This is a genomic window from Janthinobacterium rivuli (assembly GCF_009208735.1).
Classification (GTDB): domain Bacteria; phylum Pseudomonadota; class Gammaproteobacteria; order Burkholderiales; family Burkholderiaceae_D; genus Janthinobacterium.
Window position 1 is genome coordinate 185,293 of the sequence record NZ_WFLJ01000013.1, and the last position, 21,188, is coordinate 206,480.

General features: G+C 68.5%; 15 protein-coding genes. 7 read left to right on the forward strand and 8 right to left on the reverse strand.

Going from position 1 to position 21,188, the window contains the following annotated elements; genetic code table 11:
* Positions 1-41: 41 nt before the first annotated feature.
* From paoA to GCN78_RS18760, 6 genes are all read left to right on the forward strand, one after another.
* Positions 42-701, forward strand: a complete 660-nt coding sequence (paoA, locus tag GCN78_RS18735) for an aldehyde dehydrogenase iron-sulfur subunit PaoA (RefSeq protein WP_152253038.1) — start codon at positions 42-44, stop codon at positions 699-701.
* On the forward strand, positions 698-1,657 hold the full coding sequence (locus tag GCN78_RS18740; protein WP_152253039.1) for an FAD binding domain-containing protein: 960 nt from the start codon (positions 698-700) through the stop codon (positions 1,655-1,657). Before paoA ends, GCN78_RS18740 begins: the two co-directional genes overlap by 4 nt.
* 4 nt (positions 1,658-1,661) lie before the next feature.
* Entirely contained in the window at positions 1,662-3,860 is a 2,199-nt protein-coding gene (gene paoC / locus GCN78_RS18745) for an aldehyde oxidoreductase molybdenum-binding subunit PaoC (RefSeq protein WP_152253040.1), read from the forward strand.
* A 122-nt stretch (positions 3,861-3,982) separates the two neighbouring features.
* The gene (locus GCN78_RS18750; RefSeq protein ID WP_152253041.1) at positions 3,983-5,620 is read left to right on the forward strand and encodes a response regulator; all 1,638 of its coding nucleotides are present in this window, start codon (positions 3,983-3,985) and stop codon (positions 5,618-5,620) included.
* Positions 5,617-6,645: an ABC transporter substrate-binding protein gene (locus GCN78_RS18755; protein ID WP_152253042.1), complete on the forward strand. Its 1,029-nt coding sequence runs from the start codon at positions 5,617-5,619 to the stop codon at positions 6,643-6,645. Before GCN78_RS18750 ends, GCN78_RS18755 begins: the two co-directional genes overlap by 4 nt.
* 10 nt (positions 6,646-6,655) lie before the next feature.
* Positions 6,656-9,172 (forward strand): ATP-binding protein, encoded by a 2,517-nt coding sequence (locus GCN78_RS18760; RefSeq protein ID WP_152253043.1) that lies wholly within the window; start codon positions 6,656-6,658, stop codon positions 9,170-9,172.
* 12 nt (positions 9,173-9,184) lie between these two features.
* Here the strand turns inward: GCN78_RS18760 and GCN78_RS18765 are convergent, their stop codons facing one another.
* The 3 genes from GCN78_RS18765 to GCN78_RS18775 all read right to left on the reverse strand — a co-directional run bounded on the left by GCN78_RS18765 (position 9,185) and on the right by GCN78_RS18775 (position 13,148).
* Positions 9,185-11,605, reverse strand: coding sequence for a TonB-dependent siderophore receptor (locus tag GCN78_RS18765; RefSeq protein ID WP_226939716.1), 2,421 nt, complete (start codon positions 11,603-11,605; stop codon positions 9,185-9,187).
* Positions 11,606-11,667: 62 nt separating this feature from the next.
* Positions 11,668-12,642 carry a FecR domain-containing protein gene (locus GCN78_RS18770; RefSeq protein ID WP_152253044.1) on the reverse strand — a complete coding sequence of 325 codons (975 nt, stop codon included), beginning with the start codon at positions 12,640-12,642 and terminating at the stop codon, positions 11,668-11,670.
* A complete protein-coding gene (locus GCN78_RS18775) occupies positions 12,621-13,148 on the reverse strand; it encodes a sigma-70 family RNA polymerase sigma factor (protein WP_152253045.1) in 528 nt (175 codons plus the stop codon). Before GCN78_RS18775 ends, GCN78_RS18770 begins: the two co-directional genes overlap by 22 nt.
* 188 nt (positions 13,149-13,336) lie before the next feature.
* Here GCN78_RS18775 and GCN78_RS18780 point away from each other — a divergent pair, with 188 nt between their 5' ends.
* Positions 13,337-14,323: a magnesium and cobalt transport protein CorA gene (locus tag GCN78_RS18780; RefSeq protein WP_152253046.1), complete on the forward strand. Its 987-nt coding sequence runs from the start codon at positions 13,337-13,339 to the stop codon at positions 14,321-14,323.
* A 351-nt stretch (positions 14,324-14,674) separates the two neighbouring features.
* Here the strand turns inward: GCN78_RS18780 and GCN78_RS18790 are convergent, their stop codons facing one another.
* The 5 genes from GCN78_RS18790 to GCN78_RS18810 form a co-directional block, all read right to left on the reverse strand.
* Complete coding sequence (locus GCN78_RS18790) at positions 14,675-15,730, reverse strand: alpha/beta fold hydrolase (RefSeq protein WP_193316787.1); 1,056 nt, start codon at positions 15,728-15,730, stop codon at positions 14,675-14,677.
* A gap of 98 nt (positions 15,731-15,828) precedes the next feature.
* Complete coding sequence (locus tag GCN78_RS18795; protein WP_152253048.1) at positions 15,829-16,371, reverse strand: cytochrome b; 543 nt, start codon at positions 16,369-16,371, stop codon at positions 15,829-15,831.
* A gap of 49 nt (positions 16,372-16,420) precedes the next feature.
* Positions 16,421-17,665: a TolC family protein gene (locus tag GCN78_RS18800; protein WP_152253049.1), complete on the reverse strand. Its 1,245-nt coding sequence runs from the start codon at positions 17,663-17,665 to the stop codon at positions 16,421-16,423.
* Entirely contained in the window at positions 17,662-17,988 is a 327-nt protein-coding gene (locus tag GCN78_RS18805; protein WP_152253050.1) for a DUF3240 family protein, read from the reverse strand. Before GCN78_RS18805 ends, GCN78_RS18800 begins: the two co-directional genes overlap by 4 nt.
* Positions 17,975-21,082: an efflux RND transporter permease subunit gene (locus GCN78_RS18810; RefSeq protein WP_152253051.1), complete on the reverse strand. Its 3,108-nt coding sequence runs from the start codon at positions 21,080-21,082 to the stop codon at positions 17,975-17,977. Before GCN78_RS18810 ends, GCN78_RS18805 begins: the two co-directional genes overlap by 14 nt.
* Positions 21,083-21,188 lie beyond the last annotated feature (106 nt).

Genomic DNA, 21,188 nt, shown 5'->3' on the forward strand with positions numbered 1-21,188 from the left:
TGCGCCCACCCAGCCGGTCCACAGCCAGGAGGAAGCGCAAGATGACGCAATCTAATCACATCAATGCCGGCAGGCGCGGCGTGCTGATCGCCGGCGCGCTGTCGGCCACGGCCGTGGCCGTGCCCGGCGTGGCGGGAGCGGCGCAAGCGGTGAACACGTCCGGCCAGGCCGGGTTTTCTCCGCCGCCCGTGCTGATGCAAGTCAGCCTGGACGTCAACGGCCAGCGCCACAGCCTGGAACTCGACACGCGCACCACCTTGCTCGACGCCTTGCGCGAACATCTGCACCTGACGGGCACCAAGAAGGGCTGCGACCACGGCCAGTGCGGCGCCTGCACCGTCCTGCTTGACGGCCAGCGCATCAATGCCTGCCTGAGCCTGGCCGTGATGCACGACGGCGCGAAGCTCACCACCATCGAAGGGTTGGGCACGCCGGACAAGCTGCACCCGATGCAATCGGCCTTCATCGCGCATGACGGCTTTCAGTGCGGCTACTGTACTCCAGGGCAAATCTGCTCGGCCGTCGCCGCGCTGGGTGAACTGCGCCAGGGCATCCCCAGCCACGTCAGCGCGGACTTGAACGCGCTGCCGCAGGCGACGCCGGAAGAATTGCGCGAGCGCATGAGCGGCAACCTCTGCCGCTGCGGCGCCTACTCCAACATCATCGAGGCGATTGCCGAAGTGGCGGGGAGGCCGGCATGAGAGTGTTTACTTATCAGAAGGCCGCCTCGCCGGCCGAAGCGGCGGCCGCCGCCGTGCACACGCCGGGGGCCCGCTTCATCGCCGGCGGCACGAATCTGCTCGATCTGATGAAACTGGACATCGAAACGCCCGCGCATTTGATCGACGTCAATGGCCTCGCGCTGGACAAGGTGGAAGCGACACAGGACGGCGGCTTGCGCATCGGCGCCCTCGTGCGCAACACGGCGCTGGCGGCGCACGCCACGGTGCGCCGCGACTATGCCGTGCTGTCGCGCGCCTTGCTGGCCGGCGCCTCGGCACAGCTGCGCAACAAGGCGACGACGGCCGGCAACCTGCTGCAGCGCACGCGCTGCCCGTATTTCTATGACACGAACCAGGCGTGCAACAAACGCGTGCCGGGCAGCGGCTGCTCGGCCATCGGCGGCTTCAGCCGGCCCCTGGCGATCCTGGGCGGCAGCGAGGCCTGCATCGCCACGCATCCCAGCGACATGGCCGTGGCCATGCGCGTGCTCGACGCCGCCATCGACACGGTGCGGCCCGACGGCAGCGCGCGCAGCATCCCCATCGCCGACTTTTACCGCTTGCCGGGCAACACGCCGCACGTGGAAACCGTGCTGCAGCCGGGCGAACTGATCACCAGCGTGACCTTGCCCCGGCCCGCAGGCGGCACGCACGTCTACCGCAAGGTGCGCGACCGCGCCTCGTACGCGTTCGCGCTGGTGTCCGTGGCGGCCATCATCTTGCCCGATGGCACGGGCAAGCTGGCCTTGGGCGGCGTCGCGCCGCAGCCGTGGCGAATCGCTGGCGCGGAGCAGGCGCTAGCCGCCGGCGCCGCCGCCGTGAGCGAACGCCTGCTGGCGGGCGCCCGTCCCACCGCCGACAACGCCTTCAAGGTGACCCTGGCGCGGCGCACGATTGCCGCCGTGATGGCGCAAGCACAAGCGAAGAAAGGCTAAGGCCATGAAATTCACGACACCGGCCACCACCAATCCCATCGACCAGCTGAAAATCGTCGGCCGTCCCACGGACCGCATCGACGGCCCTCTGAAAACCACGGGCACGGCGCCGTACGCGTATGAACAGAACAAGGCCGCGCCGCACGCCGCCTATGGCCACGTCGTCGGCGCGGCCATCGCCAAAGGGCGCATCGCCTCGCTTGACGCCAGCGCGGCGCGGCGCGCGCCGGGCGTGCTGGCCGTGGTGACGGCGGCATCGGTTGGCAAGCTGGGCAAGGGCAAGATGAACACGGCCCATCTGCTCGCTGGCCCGGACATTGAACATTACCACCAGGCCATCGCGCTGGTGGTGGCGGAAACGTTTGAGCAAGCCCGCTCGGCCGCGCAGTTGCTCGACGTCAAGTATGTCGAGCAGCAGGGCGCCTTCGACCTGGCCAAGGCCAAGGGCGGCGCCACCAAACCGAAGGATGGCAAGCCCGATAGCAAGACGGGCAACTTCGCCGGCGCCTTTGCCGCCGCCCCCGTGCGGCTGGACGCCACCTACACGACGCCTGACCAGTCGCACGCCATGATGGAGCCGCATGCCTCGATCGCCGCCTGGGAGGGTGATAAATTGACGGTGTGGACGGCGAACCAGATGGTGGACTGGGGCCGCGGCGACCTGGCCCGCACCCTGGGGCTGTCGAAAGACAAGGTGCGCATCGTCTCGCCCTACATCGGCGGCGGTTTCGGCGGCAAGCTGTTCGTGCGCGCGGAAGCCTTGCTGGCGGCCCTGGGCGCGCGCGCGGCGCAGCGCCCCGTCAAGGTCGCCCTGACGCGGCCCTTGATGTTCAACAACACGACGCACCGGCCCGCCACCATCCAGCGTCTGCGCCTCGGCGCCACGCGCGACGGCAAGATCACGGCCATCGGCCATGAATCGTGGTCGGGCGATTTGAAAGGCGGTCAGCCGGAAACGGCCGTGATGCAGACGCGGCTGCTGTATGCGGGGCCGAACCGCATGACGGCCATGCGCCTGGCCGTGCTTGATTTGCCGGAGGGTAACGCCATGCGCGCGCCGGGCGAGGCGCCGGGCCTGATGGCGCTGGAAATCGCCATGGACGAGATGGCGGAAAAGCTCAACATGGACCCCATCGTTTTCCGCATCCTCAACGACACGAAAGTGGACCCGGAAAAACCGGGCCGGCCGTTTTCCCAGCGCCGCCTGATCGACTGCCTGCGCACGGGCGCCGTGGAATTCGGCTGGAAGGAGCGGCAAAGCCAGCCTGGCATGCGGCGCGACGGCCGCTGGCTGGTGGGCATGGGCGTGGCGGCCGCGTTCCGCAACAATCTCGTCATGCAGTCGGCCGCCCGCGTGCGCCTGGACGCCAACGGCATCGTGACCGTGGAGACGGACATGACGGACATCGGCACGGGCAGCTACACCATCATCGCCCAGACGGCGGCGGAAATGCTGGGCGTGACCTTGAAGCGTGTCGTCGTGCGCCTGGGCGATTCCGATTTTCCCGTCTCGGCCGGTTCGGGCGGGCAGTGGGGCGGCAACAGCTCGACGGCTGGCGTCTATGCGGCGTGCGTGCGCCTGCGCCAGGCCATCGCCGCCAAGCTGGGCTTTGATGAGAAAGAGGCGCGCTTTTCCGATGGGCAGGTGAGCCAGGGCGAGCGCAGCGTGCCGCTCGCTGCCGCCGCCTACCATGGCGACGTCGTCGCGGAAGACCACATGGAATACGGCGACCTCGATAAAAAATTCCAGCAATCGACGTTCGGCGCCCATTTCGTGGAAGTGGGCGTGGACGGCGACACGGGCGAAGTGCGCGTGCGCCGCATGCTGGCCGTGTGCGCGGCCGGCCGCATCCTGAACCCGAAAGCGGCGCGCAGCCAGGTGATCGGCGCCATGACCATGGGCGTGGGCGCGGCCCTGATGGAAGAACTGGTGGTCGACCGGCGCCGCGGCTACTTCGTCAACCACGACCTGGCCGGCTATGAAGTGCCCGTGCACGCCGACATCCCGCACCAGGACGTCATTTTTCTGGATGAAACGGACCCCATGTCCTCGCCCATGAAAGCCAAAGGCGTGGGCGAGCTGGGCATCTGCGGCGTGGCGGCGGCCATTGCCAATGCCGTCTACAACGCCACCGGTGTGAGGGTGCGCGACTATCCGCTGACCCTCGACAAGCTGCTGCGGGGGCTGCCCGAGGTTGTCTAGCACCCTTGCGCCGCCGCGCGCGTGACAAAGCGTGTATTTTTGGTAATTTTCAAGTGCTATGCTCGGAACGCAGGTTGCGTGGCCAATTCCCTGTCCGCAAGGCCATGCCGCCAGGAGAATGCATGAACAGCTCACCAACGCCGCCGCGGATACTGATCGTCGATGACGAGCTGGCGCATGTGCGCGCGCTGTGCGACACCTTGCGCGGCCAGGCGTATGACACGACGGGGCTCGCCTCGGGTGAGGCGGCGCTGTCCCTGCTGGCCGTCGAATCGTTCGACCTGCTGCTGGTCGACCTGATGATGCCGGGCATGAACGGCATCGCCGTGGTGGAAGCGGCGCGCAAGATCGATCCCGAGCTGGCTTGCATCATCATGACGGGCGAAGGCACGATCGCCTCGGCCGTGCAGGCCATGCAGGCGGGCGCGCTCGATTATGTCGTCAAGCCGTTCAAGGTGTCGGGCATCCTGCTGATCCTGGCGCGGGCGCTGGAAACGCGCCAGTTGCGCATCGCCAATGCGCGCCTGGAACTGCTGCTGCGCCAGCACACGGCCGAACTCGACGCCATGAACAAGGATTTGCAGCTGGCGCGCGAAGTGGCCGAGCGGGCGAACCAGGAAAAGACCAATTTCCTCTCCAGCATGAGCCACGAACTGCGCACGCCGCTCAACGCCATCCTGGGCTTTTCGCAGATGCTGACGTCCGATTCCATCCCTTCTACGGCGCTGGAAAGGAAAACCTTTGCCTCGCACATCTTCGGCGCCGGCCGGCATTTGCTGACCCTGATCAACGATATCCTCGATATCGCCAGGATCGAGTCGGGCAATATGTCGCTGTCGATGGAGCCCGTGGAACTGGCCGGCATCTACCACGAATGCTGGCAAATGATGGAACCGCTGGCGCGCAAGCGCGGCATCACCTTGACCTTCGTCGAGGCGGTCGGCCTGCATGTGTTGGCCGACCGCACGCGCCTCAAGCAGGTGCTGATCAACCTGCTGTCGAACGCCGTCAAGTACAACCGCGAACAGGGCGAGATCCACGTCGATTGCCAGCCGGTCGATGCGCGCCGGCTGCGCCTGTCCGTGCGCGACACGGGCGCCGGGCTGAGCGCCGCGCAACTCGAGGCGCTGTTCCAGCCCTTCAACCGCCTGGGACGCGATGCGCGCGACGAGGAGGGCACGGGCTTGGGACTGGTGGTCAGCAAGCGCCTGGCCGAAGCCATGCAGGCCAGGCTGGGCGTGGCCAGCACCCCCGGGCGCGGCAGCACCTTCTGGCTCGACATCGCCAGTTGCCCGGCGCGCCAGCCGCCGCAGGACATTGCGCGCCTGCCCGCCATCGTCCGGCCCGCCGAGCCGATAGCGTTGCCGGAGCGCAAGACGCTGCTGTACGTGGAAGACAATCCCCTGAACGTGACCCTGGTGGCGGGCCTGATCCATTTTCGCCCCGATCTCGACCTGTTGTCGGCCGGCGACGGCCAGACGGGCCTGGACCTGGCGCGCCGCCACCTGCCGCAGCTGATACTGATGGATATCGACCTGCCCGACATCAGCGGCACGCAGGTCATGCAGCTGCTGCGCGCCGATGCCCGCACCGCGCATATTCCCGTCATCGCCCTGACGGCCGTGGCCGGGCCCGGCGATATCCGCCAGGGGCTGGCGGCCGGCTTTTACCGCTATCTCACCAAGCCGGTCGACGTGGCGGCGTTTTCCGAGGCCATCAACAGCGCGCTGGAGTCGGCCACGGCGCAGTGCAGCGCATGAGCGGCCCGGCGCCAGCGCGGCGGGCGGTCTGGCTGGCGGCCGCGCTGCTGCTGGTGGCGCTGGCCGGCATCGCCGTGTGGCGCCTCGACCCCCGACCCGCGCCGCCGCCCGGCCCGGTGGAAGAGCTGCGCCTGGCCGTGAATGCGGAATACGTGGGCAGCTGCCCCGTGCTGGCCGCGCACGGGCAGGGCTATTTCGCGCGCGAGGGCATCGACGCGCTGCTGCAACCGTATTCCTCGGGCAAGGCGTCGCTGGAAGCCGTGCTGCAGGGCCAGGCCGACCTGGGCACCGTTTCCGACATCCCCGTGGTGCTGGCCAGCCTGCAGAAGCAGTCCGTCGTCATCATCGCCAGCATCTTCGAGGCCGAACGCGACCACGGCATCGTGGGGCGCCTGGACCATGGTGTGTCCACGCCCGCCAGCCTGAAGGGCAAGCGCATCGGCGTGACCCTGGGCACCTCCGGCCAGTTCGCGCTGGACGCCTTCCTGAACCGCCAGAAACTGCTGCCCGCCGAAGTCACCTTGCGCAACTACGCACCGGACCAGCTGGCCGGCGCGCTGGCGCGCGGCGAGGTCGATGCGGCGGCCGGCTGGGAACCCTTCCTGACGGGCATGACGCACGCCATCGCGGGCAAGGCGGCCATCTTCTATGGCGAGGACGTGTATGCGGGCCTGTTCAACGTGGCCGGCACGGGCGACTACGTGCGCGCGCACCCGGCGACAATGCGCAAGGTGCTGCACGCGCTGATCGACGGCGCGCGCTTTTGCCGCGACGACCCCGATGCCGCGCGCGCCCTGTTCGTCAAGGCCTCGGCCAGCGAGGCGGCGCGCCTGCAGGCGGCCTGGCACGGTTATCGGTTTGGCGTCGTGCTCGACCAGGGCTTGCTGCTGGCGCTGGAAGACGAGGCGCGCTGGGCCATCAAGAACCGGCTGGGCGAGCGCGGCGACATGCCGAACTTCCTCGACGCCGTCTACCTGGACGGCCTGGAAGCCGTGGCGCCAACGGCCGTGACGGTCATCCATTGAGAGGGCCAGCATGAAAATCGTCACGCGCTTCAAGCTGGCCGAACTGTTTTGCGTGGTGCTCGTGGCCATCATCGTCGCCGTGCTGTTCTCCACCACCATGGCGATGCAGCGCGAATTGGCGAAGAACAAGGCGGCGGCCGATATCCTGCAAGCCGTCACGTCGCTGCGCTACCTGTCGATCGAATATGCGCTGCACCATGGCGCGCGCACGCGCGCCCAGTGGCAGTTGCGCAGCGAGTCGCTGTCCACGGGCCTGCTGGCCACGCCCGCCTTCAACGGAGGCGAGGAGCGCAAGCTGCTGCGCGAATTGCAGGGCGACCTGGCCGGCGTGGGCGGGCTGTTCGAGCTGTTTGTCGCGAATCACCGCGAGCTGGGGCAGGACCTGCAGCGGCGCGAGGTGCTGGGCGAGCTGGAGTCGCGCCTGTCGGGCCAGATCATGGGCAAGGTGCAGGGCATGATTTCGGATGCGATGCGGCTGTCCGAATTGAGCCGCCAAGGCGTGCTCGATGCGCAGCAGCGGGCCAACGTGGCCGTGATGCTGTTTGGCGGCATGATCATCGCGCTGGTGGCCGGTTTGATTTACTTCACCATGACGAGCGTCACGGGACCGCTGGAAAAGCTGCGGCAGGGCACCCTGATCGTCGGCGCCGGCAAGCTCGATTTTGCGCTCGGCGTGCACACCAAGAATGAAATCGGCGACCTGGCGCGCGCCTTCGACGGCATGACGGAAAAGCTGCGGCGCACCACCGTCTCGCGCGACGAGCTGGCGCACACGAATGCCGCCCTGGAGACGCAGATCGCCGAACGCCAGCTGGCCGAGCGCAAGGTGCACGAGCAACTCGAGCGCTTGAACCTGCTGCAGCAGATCACGCGCTCGATCGGCGAGCGGCAGGATTTGCGCAGCATCTTCCAAGTGGTCGTGCGCAGCCTGGAAGAGCAGTTGCCCATCGATTTCAGCTGCATCTGCCTGTACGAACCGGCGCAGCACGCGCTGCAGGTGACGTGCGTGGGCGTGCGCAGCGAGGCGCTGGCGCAGTCCTTCACGATGGGCGAGCAGGCGCACATTCCCATCGACGAGAATGGCCTGTCGAGTTGCGTGCGCGGCAAGCTCGTGTATGAAGCCGACATCGCCCAGGTGGCGTTTCCGTTTCCGCAGCGGCTGGCGCAAGGGGGGCTGTGCGCCCTCGTCATGGCGCCGCTGCTGGCCGAAAACACGGTCTTCGGCATCCTGATCGTGGCGCGCCGCGCCGCACACAGCTTTACCAGCGGCGAATGCGAATTCCTCAGCCAGTTGAGCGAGCATGTGGCGCTGGCGGCCAACCAGGCGCAGCTCTACGGCGCGCTGCAGCGCGCGTATGACGATCTGCGCCAGACCCAGCAGTCCGCAATGCAGCAGGAACGTCTGCGCGCGCTGGGGCAGATGGCCAGCGGCATCGCGCACGACATCAATAACGCCATTTCCCCCGTGGCCCTGTACACCGAGTCCTTGCTGGAGACGGAAACCAATCTCAGTCCGCAGGGCCGGCATTGCCTGGAAGTGATCGAACGCGCCATCGACGACGTGGCCGCCACCGTGGCGCGCATGCGCGAATTCTACCGCCAGCGCGAACCGCAACTGGCGCTGTCGCCCATCAACGCCAACCTGGTGGTGCGGCAGGTGCTGGACCTGACGCGCGCGCGCTGGAGCGACATGCCGCAGCAGCGCGGCATCGTCATCGCCCTGCGCACGGAGCTGGCGGACGAGTTGCCCATGTTGCCCGGCAGCGTGGGCGAACTGCGCGAAGCGCTGACGAACCTGATCTTCAACGCCGTCGACGCCATGCCCGAAGGCGGCACATTGAGCGTGCGCACCAGCTGCGTCGGCGTACCTGGCCAGGCGGCGCGCCAGGTGCGGATCGAGGTGGCCGACACGGGCATCGGCATGGACGAGAATACCCGCCGCCGCTGCCTGGAACCGTTTTTTACCACCAAGGGCGAGCGGGGCACGGGCCTGGGCCTGGCCATGGTGTACGGCATGATGGAGCGCCATGGCGCCAGCATCGACATCGTCACGGCGCCGGGACAGGGCACGGCGGTGCGCATGGCGTTTCCCGCCTGCGCGGAAGGCGAGGGGGAGGAAGCGCCCGACACGGCCCACGCCGTGCCGCCGCGCCTGCGCATTCTCGTGGTGGACGACGACCCGATGGTGCTCAGGTCGCTGCGCGACATCCTGGAAATCGATGGCCACGACGTGACGTCCGCCGATGGCGGCCAGGCCGGCATCGACTGTTTCCAGGCCGCACACGCCAGCCAAGCGCAGTTCGCGGTGGTCATCACGGACCTGGGCATGCCCCACGTGGACGGGCGCAAGGTGGCCAGCGCCGTGCGCCAGTGTTCGCCGGCCACCCCCATCATCATGCTCACGGGCTGGGGCCAGCGCCTGGCGGCCGACAGCGACTATCCCGAACACGTCAACTGCGTGCTGGGCAAGCCGCCCCGGCTGAAGGAATTGCGGCGCGCCTTGAACAAGGTTATTGCGACGGGGTAGGGCCGCGTCTCGTCAGAACCGGTACGTCAACGTCCCCCGCACGCTGCGCGGCGCGCCATACGTACCTTGCGCATAGGTATTGATGTTGATGTACTTCTTGTCCAGCGCATTCTCCACGTTCAGCTGGGCAGTCAGCTGGCGCGACAGCTGGTACGTGGCCATCAGGCTGACCGTGCTGTAGGCTTCCTGCGTCACTCTTTCCTTGCCGTTCGGCCCTTCGTCGTCAAAGTAGAACTTGCTTTGCCAGTTGACGCCGCCGCCCACGGTGAGGCCGGGCTTGACTTTCCATGTGGTGAACAATCGGGCCGTCGAGCGCGGAGACAGGGTGTTGATGTCCTGCTGTTCGCGGTCCCTGGCGCGGAAGTGGCTGGCGCTGGCCGTCACGTTCCAGCCCGGCGCCAGGCGGCCCGACAATTCCCCCTCGATGCCGCGGCTGGTGGCGCCGCGCGCCGCATAGTACGCTTGCGTGGTGGTGCCGGGGACGCGGCGCGCGCCGTCCGGCTGGGCCAGCTTATCCTGCTTGATCTCAAAGATGCCAATGGAAGCGTTGGCCCGGCCCTCGGCCAGTTCTCCCTTCAAGCCCACTTCCAGGCTTTGCCCCGTCAGCGGGTCCAGCCAGGCACCCGCGCGGTCCTGGTTTTCCTGCGGGCGGAAGATGTCCGTGTAGCTGGCATACGCCGAATACGTGTCGTTGAGGTTCACCACCACGCCCGCGTAGGGCACGAACTTGCTCTTGGCGAAGGCAAAGCGGGCGCTGCCGTCAAAGCCGATGCGGTCCTTGTCCCAGCGGCTCAAGCGTCCGCCGAGTATCAATTTGGTGCTGTCGGCCAGATTCAGGCGCGCGGCGCCATACGCGCCATACTGCTTGGTCGTGTATTGCTCCGACAGCACGGGTTCGCCCCAGGCCGGCTGCGGGTAGCTGCCATCCCAGGCGAGGAAATTGCCGATCGGTTCAGGGTCGAGCGCTTCCTTGACCTTGAATTCGGCGTGTTGCAGCGTGTAATTGGCCCCGACGATGACTTCATGCTGGCGTCCGCCCAGGGTAAATGGGCCGGACAGCTTCACGTCGGCGCTGCTCTGGTCGCGCGCGCCGATGTAGCGGTTCGGATAGCCGAGCATGCCCAGGCCCGTGATGCGGTCCGGCCGCTCGGCCAGGAACACCAGCGGCGTGTCTTCCGTGTGCTTGCTGTACATGGCTTGCGCCTGCGCTTTCCAGCCCTGGCCCAGCGCGTGTTCCAGGGTGGCGTGCACATTCGTCTGTTCCGTGGCCCAGGCGGCCCAGCGGGGCGCCGTCGTGACGGAACGGTCGAAGTCGGTGCGCGTGCCGTCGCTGTACCACAGGGGGAAGCCGCCCCAGTTGCTGCCTTTCGGATCGTTCTTCTGGTAGCTGGCGCCCAGCATGGCCACGGTGCCGGGCGCCAGGTCCGCTTCGACCGTGGCGTAGGCGAGCTGGCGCTGGTTCGAATAGCCATTGGTAAACGACTTGCGGTCCTGCCAGGCGCCCGCCACCCGGCCGCGCACGGAGCCGTCCCCGTTCAGCGGTGCGGCCAGGTCGAGCGTGCCCCGGTAATCGCTCCACGAGCCGGCCGCCAGCGACCATTGCCCTTCGAATTGCCTGGCGCTGGCACGCTTGCGTACCAGGTTGATCGAGGCGGACGGGTAGCCGGCGCCCGTCAGCAAGCCCGTGGCGCCGCGCGTCACTTCCACGCGGTCATAGATCAGAGAATCCATTTCCGACTCGCCGCCCGAATACTGCACCTTGTACGTGGTGGGCACGCCGTCGTACTGGAAATTGTCGACGTCGAAGCCGCGCGCGGAAAAGGTGCTGCGTTCCGTGTCGAACTGGTTGACGGCGATGCCGGGCGTGTTGCGCAGCACGTCGCGCACCGTCAGCAAGTCCTGGTCGTCCATGCGCTGACGCGTGATGACGCTGACCGATTGCGGCGTCTCGCGCAGCGACAGCACCAGTCCCGTGGCGCTGGCCGTGGCCGGCGTCGTGTATGAGCCCGTGCCTTCCGTGCTGGTGCTGCGTTCGGCCGTGGCGCGCACGGCGATGCCGGGCAGGGTGGCCGCGTCAGCCGCCGAGGGCAGCTTGCGCACGGCGTAGTGGCCACCGCCCTGGTCGATGGCGACCAGGCCGCTGCCGTCCAGCAGGCGGGCAAAGCCGTCGGCCACCTGGTAGTCGCCGTTCAAGCCGCGGCTGTGCAAGCCCGCATACAGGCTGGCGGCGCCGGAAATGCTGACCCCGGCGTCGGCCGCAAACGCGGACAGGGCCGCGCCGAGGGGGCCGGGCGCCACCTGGTAGTGGCGCGCGGGCGCCTGCTGCGGGTGCTGCCGGGCGGATGCGGGCGCGGCCAGGGCCAGGCTGCCCAGCAGGGCCAGGGTGATGCTGGTGTGGCGGTAGTGCTTCATTGCTTGTTTCCCTTCGTTCATGTGTTGGTCCTGTGTGGATTGACGGGGTACATGGCGGAAAGGGACATTTTTCTTTAAATTTTCTATGCGGCTTCGACGGAAATCCACCAACGGCTGTGGCGCCGCACGCGGATGGGCAGCGACGCCTGCAGCAAGTCCAGCAGCGCCTCCGTGTCGCGCAGCTGGTACACGCCCGACACGCGCAGCCGCGTCACGGCCGGATCGCAGCGCACCACGCCGTGTCGGTAGCGGGCCAGCTGCGTCAGCACGTCGGCCAGCGGCATGTCGTCCGCGTACAGCAAGCCCTTGATCCAGGCGGCCGCATGCGGCTCCAGCGGCTCCGGCGCGCTGGCGGCCGTCTCATCGAAACTGGCTTGCCAGCCCGCCCGCACGATGATGGGCGTGCCGTCGGCGGGCCGCACTTCGACGGCGCCCTGCGACACTGCCACGTGGGTGCGCGCGCCCAGCAGGACGTCGTCCTGGCGCACCGTGAAGAGCGTGCCGATGGCGCGGATGCTGCCGTTGCTGGTACGCACGAGGAAGGGACGCTGGCGGCGATCGGGGCGGGTCGCCACATGGATTTCGCCGGCACGCAGGTGCAGCAGGCGCAGGGATGCGCCGAAGACGATGTCGGCGGCACTGGCCGTATTCAGGCTCAGGTCGCTGCCATCGGGCAAGGTGAGATGGCGGATGTCGCCCGTGGCCGTGCGCAGGTCGGCCGTCCATGCCTGCCATGGCGCCACGCGCAGCATGGCCCAGCCGGCCGGCCCGGCGACGATCAGCACGGCCAGCGTCTTCAGGGCGGCGCGGCGCTCGGCGGCGGCCGGCCGGTCGAGCACCGGCATGGCCAGCGGCGAGGGCAGCATGCCGAAGGTGCGGCACACTTGCTCGGCCCGCTGCCACGCCGTTTCATGGTCGGGGTGGGCGGCGCGCCAGCGGGCCAGCCCCTGTTGCGCGGCAGTGTCCAGTTCGCCGCCTTGCAGGCGCATCATCCAGTGCGCCGCTTCGCGCGCGGCGCGCGCATCGATGGCCGCGCTCATGCCAGCAGCAGGATGCATCGTTCGAACGCCTGCACCATGTAGCGCTTGACGGTGCGCTCGCTCACGTGCAGGCGCGCGGCGATGTCCGCATACGTCAGGCCTTCCAGTTGCGACAGCAGAAAGGCCGTGCGCACTTTCGCGCCCAGGCCGTCGAGCATGGCGTCGATCCGGTGCAGGGTTTCCAGGATCAGCAAGCGGTCTTCCGCCGACGGCGCGGTGGGCGCGGGCAGCTGCGCCAGGGTAGCCAGCCACGCCTGCTCCAGCGACTGGCGGCGGTAATGGTCGATCAGCAGGCGGCGCGCCACGGTCGTCAGGTAGGCGCGCGGCTCGCGCAGGGTGACGGCGCGTTCGCCGGGTGTGGCCAGCAGCTTGACGAAGGTATCCTGCGCCAGGTCGGCCGCGTGGTCCGTGCAGGACAATTTGCCGCGCAGCCAGCGCAGCAGCCACGGATGGTGCTGGCCATACAGCTGACTCAATGACGTGGGGCTTTGAGAATCGGCGGCAGGCGATACGGCAGACGTCACGATACACTCCAGGTTGGCGCTGAAGTTCCCCCAGGCCGCCGGCAAGTGCAGGTTCTTCTTAAATGCGAATGGTTCTCATTTTACATTGGCGTGCCTGAATGTCAATGTGCTGGCAATGTTGGCATGGCCAGCATGGTCTTTCCGCTATACTGGCCCCCCGATATTGCCGCCATTCTTAGAAAATCACCATGGACCTGAGTACCCACGCCGCCGTCGTCAATGGCGAAGCCTATCGCGATGGCAAGAAGATCGCGCACTTTGATATCGACAAGGTGGGCGACTTCCTCGGCGATCCCGGTTGTTTCGTCTGGATCGGCCTGGCCAGCCCTGACGTCGCGGCCATGCAGGCGCTGCAAGCGGCCTTCGGCTTGCATGAACTGGCCGTCGAGGATGCGCAGGGCGCGCACGAGCGGCCCAAGCTGGAAGAGTACGGCGACACCCTGTTCATGGTGATGCACACGGCCACGCTGGACGGCGAGGCCATCGTCTACGGCGAAACGCACGTCTTTCTCGGCCCCCGCTTCATCATCACGGTGCGCCACGGCGCCTCGGCCGGCTATGCGAAGTTGCGTGAGCGCAAGGAAAGCGTGCCCGAGAAGCTGGCCAGCGGCCCCGGTTACGTGCTCTATTCCATCATCGATTTCATCGTCGACCAGTACCAGCCCTGCATCGACCATTTGCAGGCCCGCTTCCAGCAGCATGAGCTGCAGCTGTTCAAGCCCAGTCTCTCCGAAGACAAGCTGCAGGATTTCTACCAGCTCAAGACGGAACTGCTCAAGTTGGACGCGGCCGTCAACCCGCTGCATGACATCTGCACCCAGCTGATCCGTTTCCATGGCGACATCGTGCCCAAGGAAAACCGCATCTATTACCGCGACATTCTCGACCACGTCAAACGGGTCACGCACACGGCGGGGCAGATGCGCGAGCTGGTCAATTCGGCCATGCAGGTGGCGTTGGGACAAATCTCGATCCGCCAGAACGAGGTCGTCAAGCGTCTGGCCGCCTGGGCCGCCATCCTGGCCGTGCCCACCATGGTCTTCAGCCTGTACGGCATGAACTTCGAGTTCATGCCGGAACTGAAGTGGCGCGGCAGTTATCCGGCCGTCATCGTCGTCATCATCGCCGGCTGCTGGTGGCTGCACCGGCGCCTGAAGCGCGAGGGCTGGCTGTAGCGGCGGTCGTTGGCCGGCATGCAAATATTGGAGAGTTTTCCCGCCGAAGCAGCTGCTACGATGAAGTGTCTTGGCAAGGCGGCTGACGGCAGGTGGCTGAACCTCCTTGGCGTGGATGGCGGTCCGCTTGGCGCTGCACCCCAGAGCCGCCGATGCGGACCACATGCGCTGTCCAGCGCCGCAAGGCTCCTGGTTTTCAGGAGCCTTTTTTTTGCCCGTGCCGCGTATGCCTGCGCCACCGCGCGCGCCGCTTCCACGGGATGCGAGGCCAGCGAGGTTGGGGCTGCCATGCGTTCCTGATTGGCGGGGCAAATCATGCGGTCGGCAGTGGAAATCTGGTAGCAGCTGGGTTTATGCTTCCCGGCGCATGGCCTCGATGGCGTCGACCACCGTGTTCTCGTATTCGATGAAGAAATCGCTGTGGAAGCCGTTGTGTATCACCAGGTGGTGGCTGTCGGGCAGGGACGCGGCCAGGCGGTCTCCGTCGGCCAGGCGCAGCGGGCGGACAAACTCCAGCGTCGCTTGCGCCTCGTCCTGCAGGGCAGGATCGGACTGCAACAGCCATGGAAACAGGTTGCGCAGGGTGCCGGGATCGACGGTGACGACCAGCGCCGGCGCGCGTACGCGGCGGTAGTCGGGCGAAAAATCGTGCGCGGCCATGTTCATGGCCCTGGCGATGGCGGGCGGGGTAGTTGGCCGCACCGAACCGTCGGGCTGCAGGTCCAGCGCGTCGCGCCAGTTCGCTTCCAGCGCCGGCCACCATTGCTTGTTGATACGTTTGGCATATGCAATCGAGGCGGCCAGCGATGCCAGGTCGGCCGGGCCGGGCGGCGGCTCGTCGAAGGGCGTGGCTTCCGGTTCCTCGTAGCCGCCGCTGGCCAGGTAATCGAAGGTCGTGTCCAGATACACGAGTCCGCGCACGCGCCGCGGGTGGCTGCCGGCGAACAGGGTCAGCTCGTTGCCGGCAATCGAGTGGCCGGCCAGGATGATGCGCCCGATGCGCAAGGCGTCGAGCACGGCCAGCAGGTCGGCCACCAGGGTGGCGGGGGCGTAGGTGGCGGCGCCGATGGGAAGCGGCTTGCCGGATTGGCCATAGCCGCGCCGCGTGATGGCCAGCACGCGGTGGCGGCGCGCCAGCGCGGGCGCCAGGCTGTCGAAGGCATGCGCATTGGCGCCCAGGCCGGCCAGCAGCACGATCACGTCGGCGTCGCCGCCGCTGCCCGGCGCCGCGGACCAGTCGCGCACGTGCAGGCTGACGCCGGGCGCGACGGCGACCTGCCGGTCCTTCACGTGCACGGCGGTCGAACTGCCGGAACCGCCGCAGGCGGCGAGGGCCGCCAGCGCGCCGGCGCCGAGCAGCAGGCGCCGGCGGGCGTGGAAATGCGCGGTGTTGCCTGTTCTGGCCATGCTGTACTCCTCATCGGGTGGAAGGCATGACCAGTATCGGCGCCGCGCATGAAGCGCGGCTGAGCGCCGCATGAAGGCAGGCTGAAGGGCGGTGCGCGCTACAGCATGCGCTGGAACACGCCGTCCTTGTCCAGCAGCAGATGCTTGAGGCCCGCCAGCACATGCAGCACGACCAGGCCGGCCAGCGTCCAGGCGGCCAGTTCATGCAGTTCGAAGCACTGTTCCGCCAGCGCATGGTCGGGCGCGAACCAGCGCGGCAGGGCCAGGCCGAAGAAGGCCACGCCGCTCTTGCTCAGCAGCGCGCCCGCCAGGCCCGTGGCCGGCACCAGCAGCATGCCCAGGTACAGCAAGCCGTGGCCCAGGCGCGACAGGCGCGCTTGCCAGGACGGCAGCGACGGCGGCAAGTCGGCCGGCCGGTGGCCCAGACGCCAGGCGGCGCGCGCGGCCAGCAGCAGCAACAGCAGCAGGCCTAGCGATTTATGCAGGTTGAAGTAGACCTCGCTGCCGGGATCGTCCTCGATTTCCATCATGTACCAGCCCAGGGCCAGCATGGCGGGGATCAGCACGGCCATCAGCCAGTGCAGCAGGCGGGCCGGGGCCGCGTAGCGCCAGCCCGGCGTATTCCTGTTCTTGGTGTTCATGGTGTTTCCTTCTCGGTCAGTTGCGTGAATGAATCGTGTTGGCGCCGCCTCAGTCGATGGACCAGATGGCGTGCGCGTCGAGTTGCAGGCGCGCCTGGGCCGCCAGCGCCTCGATCTGTGCCGTCTGCGCCGCCAGCGCCGCGTCGAGCGCCTGCCGCCGGCCGGCCAGCGCGTCGGCCAGCGTGCACTCGCCCGCCTGGTAGGCGCGCTGCATCAGCTCCGCCTGGCGGACGGTATGTTGTTGTACCTCTTGCAATGTAGTCCAGATTTCGCGCGCATGCACGCTGTCGCTGGCGGCGCGCCGGGCCGCCAGCGTGACGCGCAGCCGCGTCTGCGTCACACGTTCGCGTGCCAGCGACGCCTGGATGGCCGCCGCCGACCTGTCTGCCGCGCGTCCGGCGCCGGGCAAGGGAAACGACAGGCTCACGCCAATGACCCGCTCCTGGCCATCGCGCTCGCGCGTCGCGCGCAGTGCCAGCGTGGGGTCGGGCATGGCGTCGCTGGCCAGGCGGCTGGCGCGCATGGCGTGCAAGTCTGCTTGCGCCTGCGCCAGCTGCAGTTCGTGGCTATCGTGCTCCATGTGTTCCATGTGCTCGATGCGCTGGACCCAGCTGGCTGTGGCCTCGCCGTCGGCCTGCGGCAGGGGCAGCGCATCGGCCTGCGGACGGGGCAAGCCGGGGTAGCCGACCGCCAGCAAGGTCAGCGTCTGCTCGCTGCGCTGGCGCGCCTGCTGCAGCAGGGCCAGCACGCGCCGCTGTTCCGTGTCGGCCTGCAGCAGGTCGAGCGCGGCGCCGTCGCCCGCCTGCACGCGCCGCGCGGCGACCGCCTGCAGGCGCTGCGTCACGGCCAGCTGCTCTTCCAGCCGCGCCACGCCGGCCAGCTCGCGCAGCGCGTCGAACCAGTCGCGCAGCAGGGTACGGCCCGCCTCGTGCCAGGCGTCGGCATGCAGCGCGCGCGCCACGGTCACGCCTTGCTCGCCCAGCGCCTGGTCCTGGCCGGCCTTGCCGAACCAGCGCAGGGGCCGTTCCAGCGCCACTTCCTGTTCCCGGTAGCGTTCCGCGCCGGGCGCGCTGCGCCGGCTGGCGCCAGCGCGCAGCGTCCATTCGTACGGGCTGGCGGCCAGCTTGTCGCGTTCCGCGCCGGCCAGTTGCGTGTTCAGCGCCCCCTGGCGCAGCGCGGGCAGATTGGCCAGCACGCGCCGCACGTCGGCTTCGGGCGGCAGCGCGGACGGGGCGCCGGGCGCCGCCTGCGCTCCCGCCGCGAGGAGCAGCAGCGCCAGGGCGCGCGCCTTCATGCCAGCCTCCCGTGGCACAGCACGGGGCTGATCCAGTAGGCGATGTCGGGCCTGGGCAGCCGTGCCGCCAGCGCCTTTACCAGCAGGCGCAGGTCGGCGTCCATGCCGGCGACGAGCACCAGCTTGCGCCGTCCCCGTCCCATCACCTGCTCCAGGCTGGAGGGGTAGGCGGCGCCCGGCCCCATGCCTTGCGCCTCGAGCACGGAAAAACCGGCGGCCCAGGCCGGGTGCAGCAGCAGGCAATCGAGGACGTCCTCTTCGAGGGCGGCGGGCATGGCCAGCGTCAGCATGGCGTCGCAGGGGCAAGGGTCAGGGTGCTGCATGAATGGCTCCAGTCAAAGGTGGGGGGAGGGCGCATGGATGCGCCACGCCGTAGCGGCGGAACAGCAGGGGCAGCAGCACGAGGGTCAGCACGGTGGCGCTGAGCAGGCCGCCGATGACGACGATGGCCAGCGGCTTCTGGATTTCCGCGCCGGGCCCCGTGGCCAGCAGCAGCGGCACCAGGCCCAGGCCCGTGATGCAGGCCGTCATCATGACGGGCCGGAATCGCCGCGCGGCGCCTTGCAGCACCAGCGCGCCGATGGCCGCGCCGCGCGCATGCAGGTCGTTGAAGCAGGTGATCATCACCAGTCCATTGAGCACGGCGATGCCCATCAGCGCGATGAAGCCCACCGAGGCGGGCACGGACAGGTATTCGCCCGTCAGGGCCAGCGCATACACGCCGCCCGTCAGCGCGAACGGGATGTTGACCAGCACCAGCAGGGTTTGCCGGATGCTGCGCAAGGTGCAGAACAGCAGCAGGAAGATCAGCGCCAGCGCGACGGGCACGACGAGGGCCAGGCGGGCGGCCGCGCGCTGCTGGTTCTCGAACTGGCCGCCCCAGGCGATGCGGTAGCCGGGCGGCAGCGGCACCTGGCGCGCCACCAGGGCCTTGGCCTCGTCGACGAAGCCGACCAGGTCGCGCCCGCGCACATTGGCGCGCACCACCACCAGGCGCGCCGCGTTTTCGCGCTCCACCTTGACGGGGCCGTCGACCGTGCGCAGGCTGGCCACCTGGCTCAGGGCGATGGCCGGGCCGTCGGCCATGGGCAGGCGCAGCTGGCGGAACAGGTCGGCCGACAGCTGCAGCTGGTCGCCGCCGCGCAGCAGCAAGGGCAATCGCTTGCCGCCTTCGATGACGATGCCCGCCTGGCGCCCTTCGATCAGGGTGCGCAGATCGCCCTGGATCTGCTCCACGGACAGACCCAGGCGGGCGGCCGCCACGCGGTCGATGTCGACTTGCAGGTATTGCACGCCCGCGTTTTGCGCCGTCAGCACGTCCTCGCTGCCGGCCAGCGTCTGCAGCCGGGCCACGATGCGCGCGGCCAGCGCGGCCAGTTCAGTGTTGTCCGGGCCGTAGATCTTGACGGCCACGTCGCCGCGCACGCCGGACAGCATTTCCGAGGTGCGCATCTCGATGGGCTGGGTAAAGCTGATATTGACGCCTGGAAAGCTCGCCGTGGCCGTGCGCAAGGCGTCGACCAGCGCCTCCTTGTCGGCGCTGCGCCATTGCGCGCGCGGCTTGAGCACGAGGAAGGAGTCCGTTTCGTTCAAGCCCATGGGATCGAGTCCCAGTTCGTCGGAGCCCAGACGCGCCACGATGCGCTGGACCTCGGGCACCTGTTCCAGGATGCGGCGCTGGATGGCCAGGTCCAGGCGCGCCGATTCCTGCAGGTTCACGGACGGCAGTTTTTCGATCTGCATGATGATGTCGCCTTCGTCCAGCGTGGGCATGAACGATTTGCCCACGTGCAGGAAGACGCCGACGGCCAGCAGCAGGGCCGCCACGGCCACGCCGCCGACCAGGCGCGCGCGGCGCAGCGCGTGCCCGAGCAGCGTCATATAGGCCGCTTCCATTTTGTGCACCAGGCGCGGCGTCCCTCCCGCGTGACCCTCGGGCAGCAGCAGCGAGGCGAGCACGGGAATGACGGTCAGCGACAGCAGCAGCGAGGCGGCCAGCGCGAACAGGATGGTCAGCGCCACGGGGGCGAACAGCTTGCCCTCGAGGCCCTGCAAGGTCAGCAGGGGCAGGAAGACGATCATGATCACCAGCATGCCGGCGCTCACGGGCAGGGCGACTTCACACACGGCCCGGTAGATGCGGTGCAGGCGCGGCACGCCCGGCTGGGCGTGGGCGCCATGGGACTCGATGTTTTCCACCACCACGACGGCCGCGTCGACCAGCATGCCGATGGCGATGGCCAGGCCGCCCAGCGACATCAGGTTGGCGCTCAAGCCATACGCCTGCATCAGCAGGAAGGTGCCCAGCGCCGCCAGCGGCAGGATGCAGGCGACCACCAGCGCCGAGCGCAGCTTGCCCAGGAAGACAGTCAGCAGCACGATCACCAGCACGGTCGCTTCGGCCAGCGCGCCCGTGACGCTGGCCACGGCCCGCTCCACCAGCTTGCCGCGGTCGTAGAAGGTGCTGATGCGGGTGCCCTTGGGCAGGCTGGGAGCGAGCGCGTCGAGCCGCGCGCGCACCTGCCGCACCACTTGCTGCGCATTGGCGCCGCGCATGGCCAGCACCAGCGCCTGCACGGCTTCGCCGCGCCCGTCCTCGGTGACGGCGCCGTAGCGCGTCAGCTGGCCGATGCGCACCGTCGCCACCTGGCCCACGTTCACGGCCATGTCGCCGCGCCGCGCGATGCCGATGGCGCGCACGTCATCGAGCGTGCGCAGGCCCGCGTCGCTGCGGATCAGCAGCGCCTCCTCGCCGCTGCCCAGGCGGCCCGCGCCGTCGCTGCGGTTGTTCGCTTCCAGCGCCTGCTGCAGCTGCGCCAGCGACAGGCCGCGCGCGGCCAGGGCGGCCAGGTCGGGCACCACTTCGAAGCTGCGCACCATGCCGCCCAGCGAATTGACGTCGGCCACGCCGGCGATGTTGCGCAGCTGGGGGCGGATGGTCCATTCGAGCAGCGTGCGCTTTTCCATCAGGCTCAAGGGGCCTTCGATGGTGAACATGAAGATTTCGCCCAGCGGCGTGGTGATGGGCGCCAGGCCGCCGCTGACGGAGGCGGGCAAGTCCTTGAGCACGCCGGCCAGCCGTTCGCTGACCTGCTGGCGGGCCCAGAAGACGTCCGTGCCTTCCTGGAAGTCCAGCGTGATGTCGGCGATCGCATATTTCGATTGCGAGCGCAGCACGGCCTGGCGCGGGATGCCCAGCAGTTCCTGCTCGATGGGGGCGACGATGCGCGCCTCGACTTCTTCCGGCGTCATGCCCGGTGCCTTCAAAATCAGCTTGACCTGGGTGCCGGAGACGTCGGGAAAGGCGTCGATGGGCAGCGCGCGGAACGCTTGCACGCCGGCCGCCGCCAGCAGCGCGGCCAGCACCAGCACCAGCAGGCGCTGCGACAGCGACACGGCGATCAGACGGGCCAGCATCACCGGCCTCCCTGGGCGGGCGCGTCCGCGGGCGTTCCCAGGCCGCTCCAGCTGCCCTTGAGGGCCGCCAGGCCGCGCACGGCCACCGCGTCGCCCGCGGCCAGCG